Origin of the sequence: Phenylobacterium sp., assembly GCF_044372605.1 — a bacterium.
Lineage (GTDB): Bacteria > Pseudomonadota > Alphaproteobacteria > Caulobacterales > Caulobacteraceae > Phenylobacterium.
Genome location: NZ_JBILRO010000121.1, coordinates 1 through 9,958 on the forward strand (window position 1 = coordinate 1; position 9,958 = coordinate 9,958).

The 9,958-nt window shown below is 67.0% G+C and carries 9 protein-coding genes and 1 pseudogene; 5 read left to right on the top strand and 5 right to left on the bottom strand.

The features are described from left to right. A partial coding sequence (locus tag ACIQ42_RS10900; protein ID WP_397422220.1) for a magnesium and cobalt transport protein CorA occupies nt 1–1,047 on the top strand: 1,047 nt, incomplete at its 5' end. Nucleotides 1,048–1,112: 65 nt separating this feature from the next. Next, the gene (locus ACIQ42_RS10905) at nt 1,113–1,979 is read left to right on the top strand and encodes a 50S ribosomal protein L11 methyltransferase (protein ID WP_397422221.1); all 867 of its coding nucleotides are present in this window, start codon (nt 1,113–1,115) and stop codon (nt 1,977–1,979) included. Here the strand turns inward: ACIQ42_RS10905 and ACIQ42_RS10910 are convergent. The 3 genes from ACIQ42_RS10910 to ACIQ42_RS10920 all read right to left on the bottom strand — a co-directional run bounded on the left by ACIQ42_RS10910 (nt 1,976) and on the right by ACIQ42_RS10920 (nt 3,373). Then, complete coding sequence (locus ACIQ42_RS10910; protein WP_397422222.1) at nt 1,976–2,320, bottom strand: GIY-YIG nuclease family protein; 345 nt, start codon at nt 2,318–2,320, stop codon at nt 1,976–1,978. The two genes, ACIQ42_RS10905 and ACIQ42_RS10910, sit on opposite strands and share 4 nt — an antisense overlap. A 1-nt stretch (nt 2,321) precedes the next feature. After that, nucleotides 2,322–2,747, bottom strand: coding sequence for an ABA4-like family protein (locus ACIQ42_RS10915; protein WP_397422223.1), 426 nt, complete (start codon nt 2,745–2,747; stop codon nt 2,322–2,324). Between the two features lie 65 nt (nt 2,748–2,812). Then, nucleotides 2,813–3,373, bottom strand: a complete 561-nt coding sequence (locus ACIQ42_RS10920; protein WP_397422224.1) for a GNAT family N-acetyltransferase — start codon at nt 3,371–3,373, stop codon at nt 2,813–2,815. Between the two features lie 252 nt (nt 3,374–3,625). Here ACIQ42_RS10920 and ACIQ42_RS10925 point away from each other — a divergent pair, with 252 nt between their 5' ends. Genes ACIQ42_RS10925 through ACIQ42_RS10935 form a run of 3 tightly spaced genes read left to right on the top strand, consistent with a single transcriptional unit; the run spans nt 3,626 to nt 6,784 of the window. Continuing rightward, complete coding sequence (locus tag ACIQ42_RS10925; protein WP_397422225.1) at nt 3,626–5,440, top strand: aminopeptidase P family protein; 1,815 nt, start codon at nt 3,626–3,628, stop codon at nt 5,438–5,440. Then, nucleotides 5,437–6,273, top strand: coding sequence for a class I SAM-dependent methyltransferase (locus ACIQ42_RS10930; RefSeq protein WP_397422226.1), 837 nt, complete (start codon nt 5,437–5,439; stop codon nt 6,271–6,273). Before ACIQ42_RS10925 ends, ACIQ42_RS10930 begins: the two co-directional genes overlap by 4 nt. Nucleotide 6,274: 1 nt before the next feature. After that, on the top strand, nt 6,275–6,784 hold the full coding sequence (locus ACIQ42_RS10935) for a hypothetical protein (protein WP_397422227.1): 510 nt from the start codon (nt 6,275–6,277) through the stop codon (nt 6,782–6,784). Here ACIQ42_RS10935 and ligA read toward each other — a convergent pair. Beyond that, nucleotides 6,747–9,071, bottom strand: coding sequence for an NAD-dependent DNA ligase LigA (gene ligA, locus ACIQ42_RS10940; protein WP_397422228.1), 2,325 nt, complete (start codon nt 9,069–9,071; stop codon nt 6,747–6,749). The genes ACIQ42_RS10935 and ligA overlap by 38 nt on opposite strands. Before the next feature lie 57 nt (nt 9,072–9,128). Then, nucleotides 9,129–9,958, bottom strand: a pseudogene (locus tag ACIQ42_RS10945) (DNA repair protein RecN); the annotation flags it as partial.

Genomic DNA, 9,958 nt, shown 5'->3' on the forward strand with positions numbered 1-9,958 from the left:
TTTGGAAGGCTCCCGGGTTGCCATCCTGCCGCCGGCGCCCTCACACTGAAGAGCGAACCATCGGATACCACCGCCCGCATGCCTGTTGCCGCCGCCAGGGTCTACTCCGAGGGCCATCGTCTGCGGCACCTGCGCCTGCATGAGGCCGAGGACCGCCCCGTCCAGCCGCACCAGTTCGCCTGGATCGGCATGGTCAACGCGACGCCGGAAGAGCTCTCCATACTGCAGGAGCGTTTCAGCCTGCACCCCCTGGCCATCGAGGATGCGCTCTGCGACCACCCCCTGCCCAAGGTCAGCGCCTATGGCGACCAGATCTTCGTGGTCTGCCGGACCGCGCGGCTGGAGAACGCGGAGATCGTCTACGGCGAGACCTGCGCGTTCCTCTGCAAGAACCACATCATCACCCTGCGCCGCGGTTCGGACCGGTCGCACACGGAGGTTCGACGGCATCTGGAGAGTTCGCCGGCCATGCTGGAGCATGGCATCGCCTATGTGCTCTACTCGATCCTCGACTTCATCTTGGATGGCTACCAGCCCATCGTCGACGAGATCGAGGAAGAAGTGCTGGCCATCGAGCGCCGCGCCCTCGACGCCTTTCTCAGCCGCGAGGACGTGACCCACCTGTTCAACCTGCGCCAGACGTTGATGCGTTTCCGGCGCATGCTGGGCCCGATGGAAGAGGTCTGCGCTCGGCTCGAGCACATGCACCTGCCCTTCATGGATCCCGGCGTGCGGCCCTACTTCCGTGACGTAGGCGACCACCTGCGCCGGGTCTCCAGCGCCATCGAGGGCCTGCGCGATGTGCTGTCGTCGGTCTTCGAGGTATCGAACCTGTTCGAACAGCAGCGCCAGAACGATGTCAGTCGCCGGCTCACGGCCGGCGCAGCGATCCTGGCCGTGCCCACAGCCGTGTTCGGCCTCTACGGCATGAACTTCGAAGTGATGCCGGAACTGGAATGGCGTTATGGCTATCTGGTGGTGCTGGGCGCCGTAACGGTGATTTGTACAGGGCTGTTCTTCGCCTTCCGGCGCGCCAAATGGCTGTAGCCTTGGCCCGGCCCGGGTCGTTCCCCCTCGCCTTTCGTGCGTCAAGCCTATAGAGCCTCCCGCCCATGAGTGATGAGGCCGTCCAGATCACCGCCCGCGGCCCGCGCGCCGACGCCGAGGCTGCAGCTGCGGCGCTCGAGGCCAATCCCGCCACCGAGGCCCTGACCTTCTCCATCCTCGAGGAGGACGAGGACCGCGACGTCTGGCGGATCGATGCGTTCCCGACCGAGAGCCATGAACAGGCCGCTATCGAGGCCTTGCTGGCCGGCTACCCGACGCTTCGCGTGGTGACCGAGGCGCTGGCCGACGCCGACTGGCTGGCCATGGCGCTCTCAGGCCTTCCCCCGGTGCGCGCCGGCCGGTTCTTCGTCTATGGCGCCCACGATGGCGGCCTCGCCCCGGCCAGCACCGTGAACCTCCGGATCGAGGCGGGCGCGGCCTTTGGCACCGGTCACCACGGCACGACGGTCGGTTGCCTGCAGGCTTTCCACGACCTGCTGAAGCAGCGCCGGTTCGCCCGCGTGCTCGACGTCGGCTGCGGCACCGGCGTGCTGGCGATCGCGGCGGCAAGAACCGGCTCTCCCGTCGCCGTCGGCACCGATATCGACGCCCCCTCGGTGCGCATCGCCAATGAGAACGCCGCGTTGAACGGCGCCCGCGCCCGGTTCGTCCACGCCTCCGGCCTGAACCATCCGGAAGTGCGCCGCGACGGCCCTTATGACCTGGCCTTCGCCAACATCCTGGCGCCGCCGCTGGTGGCGCTGTCTCAGGACATCAAACTGGCGCTGAAGCCCGGCGGCATCGCCATCCTGTCCGGCCTTCTGCGCACCCAGCAGCGGCGCGTCCTGGCGGCCTATACGTCCAAGGGCTTTAGGCTGGTGCGCCGCATCCACCGCGACGCCTGGGCGACGCTGGTGCTGCGCAAGGGCTAGCCTACCGCTTTCTTCGCCCCCAATGTCACCAGCCAATGCTGCTGGCGATCCTTCAGGCGATCGAGAACGCCCTGCGGGGTCAGGGCCTCGTCATCGATGCGCTCAAGGACCTCAAAGCTGAACGTCGCCTCGCCGTGGGCGGTCCAGGCGGCCTGCATGGCGCGATTGATGTGGCCACCGTTGCGCAGGCCGAACCAGAGGCTGTTCTGCTGGAGGTCGACATTGCGCGAGCCGGCCGTCCAGATCTCTCCAGAAGGCGCGCAGCGCACGGCATAGACGCCGGCAACAGCCTTGCGCTCCTTGTAGTCACGGAGGAGATCGCGGCGGGAGGCTTTGTCCATCTCAGGTCTTTCGACCCAGGCGGCAGGCGCCCGCGACCGCCAGGAACAGGACCAGCCCTATCGGGCCAACGAAGAACGTTGCACCTAGGCACGGCAGCAGCGCCCAGTGCGGCACGCCCCACTTTGGAGCGACCTCGGCCTCCCAGGCGCCCACCCAAAGATCGAAGGCCAGATAGTGGATCCAGCCCACCAGCATGACCGGTGGCTGGCTGAAGTAAGTGGCAAGGCCATTCAGTCCGGAGAAGCCGAGCTTTGTCCCGTCGGAAATCAGGCCGATCATCAGCGCGGTGTAGGCCAGAGCCAAAATCAGCCCGACACCGCGAGCCGCCAAAAGGATCGGGCCGCGCCGAAGCGGCGCCAAAGCCAGAAGCAACCATCCGGCCATCGCGCCGATGTTTGTGACAGAAAAGAGGGTTTCGTTCGTCATTGGCGCTCTCCGCGTTCAGGCATTTATCGCCCTCAGCAACTCTTGTCAATTTTACCCGGATAATATTATCGCCGAAACTCTTCTGCCAGGATTGCGTAGAGATAGCTGTCACGCCAGCCGTCACGAGAGCGCTTGTCCCTGCGGAAGTGCGCTTCACGTCGCATGCCTAGTTTCTGCATCACGCCCCAGGAGCCGACGTTGCGCACATCGCACTCAGCCCAGATTCGACGCAGGCCCAGCTCTTTGAAACCCGCGCGTAGGATTGCGACAGCCGCTTCGGTCGCCAGCCCTTTTCGCCAGTAAGCGCTCGCGAGAACGTAGCCAAAGTCGCCGGTGAGTGTGGCCTGGTTGTTTATGTTCAACCGGATCGATCCGATCACCTTCGCATCCGCTGTGTGATGGATAGCCAGGTTCACTTCGGAGAGTGACCGGTGAAGCTGCGCCTCCGAGAACTTGGTGATCGCTGCATCGGTCTCAGCGGGCGTGTTGGGGCCCCAATCCATGTACCGGATGACAGCCTCATCATTCGCATATGCATGGACCGCGTCAAAATCGTCATGCGTAAACGGGCGCAGCAACAGGCGCTCGGTTCGGATGGGAAACCAGGGCTTCAGGTCTTCGATCATGATTGTCTCCTGTCGGGTTTCGGCCGGCGGCAGGAAAGGCGTCATCAGCGACCCTGCCGTTTCGGCGGGGTCGCGGTCTTCGGTTGCGTCTAGTCAGGCGCGCGCGAATCCGGACGACCCCGGCTGGGACCGTTGGAATTCGACGAACTGGTGTGAACGCTGCAGACCATGAGTTTGCAGATACGCGGAATTCGGCAGCATCTCAAGCTGACGGCGTTTGCCCCCAATGCGGGATATGCCTAAATCTCCCCCATGCTCCAGACCTTCAACGAAACCACTGACCCCTCCTTCGGCCCGAAGCATGTGCCGCTGATCCGCCTGGCCATGGCCGCACAGGGCCTCGACGGCTTTCTCGTGCCGCACGAGGACGAGCATCAGAACGAGTACCTGCCCGCCGCCAATGACCGGCTGGCCTGGGCGACCGGCTTCACCGGCTCGGCAGGCGCTGCGGTGATCCTCAAGGACAAGGCGGCCGTCTTTGTGGACGGGCGCTACACAATCCAGGTTCGCGACCAGGTTGACACCCAGGTGTTCGAGATCCGCGACCTGGTGGATGGCGGCGTGCCGGCCTACCTGGAAACCGCCACCGGGCGCGGCCAGAAGATTGGCTATGACCCGCGCCTGCACAGCCCCGATGCGCTGGGCCATCTCAAGGCGGCGGCAGCCCGCGCAGGATGCGAACTGCTGGCCGTCAATGACAATCCGCTAGATCAGGCCTGGGGTCAGGCCCGGCCCGCACAGCCGCAGGCGCCCATCGTCTCCCATCCGCTGGAAGTGTCCGGCGAAGAGTCCAGCGCCAAGCGCGCCCGGGTCGGCGCCCTGGTGGCCCAGCGCGGCGGCGAGGCGGCGGTGCTGACCGCCCCGGCCTCGATTGCGTGGTTGTTCAATGTGCGCGGCGGCGACGTGATCCGCTCGCCGCTGCCGATCGGCCAGGCGATCCTGAACAAGGACGGCACCGCGCGCCTGTTCCTGGACCCGGCCAAGGTCACCCCCGACCTGCCGGCCTGGCTCGGCAATCAGGTGTCGCTGGAAACCCCCGCCGACCTGCCCGGTGCCCTGGCCGACCTGAAGGGCAAGCGCGTGGTCATCGATCCTGCCCAGTCCTCGGCCTGGTACTTCGAAACCCTCGCCGCCGCCGGCGCCGAAGTGATCCGCGGCGAGGATCCCTGCGCCCTGCCCCGCGCCTGCAAGAACGACGTCGAGATCGCCGGGACCCGCAACGCCCACATCCGCGACGGCGCGGCCCTGACCCGCTTCCTGCACTGGCTGGCCACCGAAGGGCAGATCAATCCGCCCGACGAGATCACCGCCGTGCGCAAGCTGGAGGCGTTCCGACAGGCGACCGGCGTCATGAAGGACCTGTCGTTCGACACCATTGCCGGCGCGGCCTCGAATGGCGCCCTGCCCCACTACCGCCCGACCGATCGCCTGAACACGAAGACGTTCGACGGAACCCTTTTGCTGGTGGACTCCGGCGGCCAGTACCTCGACGGCACGACCGACGTGACCCGCACGGTCGCCATCGGTGAGCCCAGTGCGGAGATGTGCGAACGCTTCACCCTGGTGCTGAAGGGCTACCTGGCACTGGCGCGCATCCGTTTCCCGGTGGGAACCACCGGCTCGCAGCTCGACGCGCTCGCGCGGATGGCGCTGTGGCAGCATGGCCTGGACTACGACCACGGCACCGGCCACGGCGTGGGCTCCTACCTCGGCGTCCATGAGGGTCCGCAGCGGATCGCCAAGGCGCCGAACACCGTCGCCCTGCGGCCCGGCATGATCCTGTCGAACGAGCCCGGCTACTACAAGGAAGGCGCCTACGGCATCCGGATCGAGAACCTGCAGGTGGTGACTCCGCCCGCCCCGATCCCCGGCGGTGAGCGGCCGATGCTGGGTTGGGAGACGCTGACCCTGGCGCCCATCGACCGGCGCCTGATCGTGGCGGCAATGCTATCGGACGAGGAGCGTACTCAGCTCGATAGCTATCACGCCCAGGTCCGCGATGTGATCGGTCCCCTCGTCGAGGCCGATGTCCAGACCTGGCTCACCGAGGTTACGAGGCCGATATGATGACCGACGCCCCCAACGCCCAACAGGCCGTCTACTGGAACGAAGCCGCAGGTCCGACCTGGGCCGAGCTTCAGGGGCCGCTGGACCGCCAGCTTGCGCCTCTGGGCCGCGCCGGCATGGCGGTGTTGCAGCCGAAACCCGGCGAGAAAATCCTCGATATCGGCTGCGGTGCCGGCGAGACCAGCCTGGAGCTCGCACGCGCTGTGGCGCCGGGCGGCCAGGTGACCGGCGCGGACATTTCACGCACCCTTCTGGAGGTGGCCCGCCGGCGCGCCGAGGGCTTGGCCGGTGTCGAGTTCCTGGAGGCGGATGCCCAGACGGCGGCCTTTGCGCCAGGTGGTTACGACGCTGTGTTTTCCCGCTTCGGCGTGATGTTCTTCAGCGATCCCGTAGCGGCGTTCGTGAATATCCGGCGCGCCCTGGCTCCCGGCGGGCGTCTGGTCTTCGTCTGCTGGCGCCCGCCCGCCGAAAACCCGATCATGACCCTGCCCATGTCGGCAGCCCTGGCGCACGTGCCGCCGCCTGCGCCGCCGGAGCCCGGAGCCCCCGGACCCTTCGCCTTTGCGGATGCCGAACGGGTACGAGGCATTCTGGCCGCCGCCGGGTTCAAGGACGTCACCATCACCCCGCACAACGAAAAGGTCGGCGGCGGGGATCTGGAGACCGTGGTCGGGCTTTCCATGCGGGTGGGGCCACTGGGCGGTCTCCTGCGGGAGAACCCGGACAAGCGCGACGTGGTCATCGCCTCGGTGCGAGAAGCCTTGAAGGCGCACGATGGCCCCGATGGCGTACGGCTGGATTCGGCGACGTGGATCGTCGCAGCGAGGGCTTGAGATGCTGAAATACCTCATCGTGCTTTCCGCCCTGGCGCTGGCTGGGTCTGCGCAGGCCTCTTCACCCGATGACGACGCACCGATCCTTGCGACCGTGCAGCGGTTCTTTGACGCCCTTGGAGCCCGGGATACAGCCACCATGCGCCAGATCGTCCTGCCAGGCAGCATCTATACCGCCGTAAGCACGCAGCCTGACGGAACGACACGCATCGGTCGGATGGCGGCCGACGAGACGTTCAACAAGGCCATTGGCCCGGGCTACCTGGAGCGCATGTGGTCGCCGGTGGTCTCACGTCGCGGCGCTATGGCGACGGTGACGGCGCCCTACGAATTCCAGGTCGACGGCAAGACCACCCATTGCGGCGTGGACGTGTTCGGCCTGATCAAGGCCGAGGCCGAATGGAAGATCGCCAGCTTTATGTGGACGCAGGAGCCGGACGCCTGTGCGGAATTGAAGGCGACGGAGATGCGCCCTACCCCGCCAAAAGCGCCAGCCACGCGTCCTCGGTGATCACCTCGATCCCCAGATCGGTGGCTGTTTTCAGCTTCGACCCTGCCCCCGGCCCTGCCACCACCAGATCGGTCTTCTTCGAGACAGACCCCGACACCTTGGCGCCCAGCGCCTCGGCCTGGGCCTTGGCCTCGTCGCGGGTCATCTTCTCCAGGGCACCCGTGAAGACGATGGTCTTGCCGGCGACGGCGGTGTCCGTCCGGGCCCGCTCGGCCGGAGCCACCCGTAGCTCGACCAAGAGGGCTTCAACCAGCCGCTCGTTGTGATCTTCCCCGAAGAACTCGGCGATCATGCGGGCGGAGACCACGCCCACGGCGTCAATCGCCGCCATTTCCAGAAAGGCCTCGCCGGGCATCTCGGCGGCGGCGCGCCGCGCGGCGGCCTCAAACGCAGCCCAATCCCCGAACCGCGCCGCCAGGGCCGCCCGCGCGCGGGCATTCAACTTCGGAATCGCCAGATTCAGGTGGGCGTCCAGCGAGATTTCCGGCGGGATCAACAACGCCTGGCTGGAACACGCGAAATCCAGCACCGCCTGCACCGCCGTCGGGCCCAGTCCGTCGAGATTGGAAAGCTCTGAATAGATCGGCCCCGCCTGCTGCACGGCGCACGCCTTCGCAGCGGCGACAAAGGCGTCCACCGTCTCGAAATGTCGCGCCAACGCCAGGGACGTGGTCTCACCCACATGCCGGATGCCGAGACCATAAACGAACCGGTCCAGCGGGATCTGACGCCGCGCCTCGATGCTCTCGATCAGGTTGGCGACGCTGGTCTCGCCAAAGCGATCTATCGCCAGCATCTCATCGCGGCGGGTGTGGAGCCGGAAGATATCCGCCGGCGTCTCCAGCCAGCCACGCTCATTGAAAACCGCGATCTGCTTCTCGCCCAGCCCCTCGATGTCGAAGGCCCGTCGCGAAACGAAATGGCGCAGGTGCGCCAGCCTCTGGAACGGGCAGGCAAACTCGCCGGTGCAACGCCGCACCACCGTTTCGGCGCCCGCCGCCGTGGTCTCCCGCGCCAGGGGGGTTTGCAGCGGGCACGGGCAGTGGGTGGGGAACTGGAACGGCTCGGCGCCGCGCGCCTCATCCTCCACGACGCTGACGATCTGCGGGATCACATCACCCGCCCGCTGCAGGATCACCGTGTCGCCTACACGCAGGCCCTTGCGCGCGATCTCGTCGGCATTGTGCAGGGTGGCGTTCTCGACCACCACGCCGCCTACCGTCACCGGCCTCAGCCGCGCCACCGGGGTGATGGCGCCCGTCCGGCCAACCTGGATATCGATGGCCTCCAGCACCGTGCGGGCCTGCTCGGCGGGGAACTTGCGCGCGATCGCCCAACGCGGCGTGCGGGTCACAAATCCCAGCCGCTGTTGCCAGTCCAGCCGGTCCACCTTGTAGACGACGCCGTCGATATCGTAGGCCAGCTTCGGACGGGTCACCTCCATGCGGGCATAGGCGTCCAGCAGGCCGGCCCCGTCCTCGACCCGCGCACTTTCCGGCGTGGTCTGGAAACCCCAGGCCTTCAAAAGCTGCAGCGCCGCCCATTGGGTCTCGGCGAAACCTGTGCTGTGCAGCCCCCAGGCATAGGCGAAGAACCGCAAAGGCCGGGCCGCTGTGATCGTGGGGTCGATCTGGCGCAGGGAGCCGGCGGCGGCATTCCGTGGATTGGCATAGACCTTCTGGCCGGCCGCCACGGCTGCGGCATTGAGCGAGGCGAACCCGTCGTGGCCCAGATAAACCTCGCCGCGGACTTCGATCACCTCTGGCCAGCCTGCGCCTGACAGGCGCTTGGGGATATCGGCGATAGTCCGGACATTCTGCGTCACGTCCTCGCCCACCCGGCCGTCGCCCCGGGTGGCCGCCTGGACCAGCAGCCCGTTCACGTAGCGAATGGAGCACGACAGCCCGTCGATCTTGGGTTCGGCCGTGTAGCCCACAGTCTCGTCGGCCGGCAATCGCAGGAACCTGCGGATACGGGCGTCGAACTCGGCCGCCTCGCCATCGGCAAAGGCGTTGTCCAGGCTCAACATCGGCACGCCGTGCTCGACCGGTGAGAACTGCTCCGCTCGCGCAGCGCCGACATTGAGCGAGGGCGAGTTCTCACGGACCAGTTGCGGAAACCGCGCCTCGATGGCCTCGTTCCGCCGCTTCAGCGCATCGTAGTCGGCGTCCGAAATCGTCGGATCATCCCGCTGATGATACCGGATGTCGTGCGCCGCAATCTCGTCGGCGAGCGCAGTCAGTTCCTCAAGCGCTTCAGCTTCGGTGAGGGTCTCGATCGCCTTCACTGTTCGCTGCCCTTCATGGGTAGGGAAAAACGCTGCTCACACCCGACCTGCATCCCCTCACGCCTCCATCAACGCCCGGGCCGCCGCGCGGGCGGCGTCGGTGATCTGGGCGCCGGCCAGCATGCGAGCGATCTCTTCCTCGCGGTCCGCCGGGGTCAGCACCTCGACGGCGGTACGCAGACGTTCACCCTCTCCGGCCTTGGCGATGCGCCAGTGGGCCTCGGCGCGGGCGGCTACCTGCGGGCTGTGCGTGACCACCAGCACCTGGGCGTTCTCGGCCAGGCGTTTCAGGCGCAATCCCACGGCATCGGCCACCGCGCCGCCAACCCCCTGGTCCACCTCGTCGAAAATCATCAGGGGCTGGGGGCCGGATGCACGCCCCGCCAGTGAGGCTTTCAGCGCCAGTGCAAACCGCGCCAGTTCGCCGCCCGAAGCGATGGCGCCCAGGTCCCCGAACGGCGCCCCGGGATTGGTGGCGATCTCGAAAGCGGTGCGATCCATGCCGAGGGGGCCAGCCCGGTCCTCCGCCAGAACCTCGACCGCCACCCGAAAACGCGCCTTGTCCAGCTTGAGCGGCGCCAGTTCCGCCATCACCGCCTCGGCCAGGCGTGTACCGGCGGCTTGACGCGCAGCCGCCAGCGCCTCGGCGGCCTTCAGGTAGGCCGCGCGCGCGGCGGCGAGTTCCGCCTGAGCGGCCTTCAGCGCGACCTCCGAGGTTTCCACCGCCCGCAGGCGCGCGGCGAATTGCACGCGCAATTGCGGCAGGGACTCAACGGTGGCGCCCAGCTTTCTGGCCAGACCCCTGAGGTCGAACAGCCGCTCCTCGGTCTTCTCCAGTCGGTTGGGTTCGAAATCAAAGGCCAGGGCCGCGCCCTCGACGGCGGACT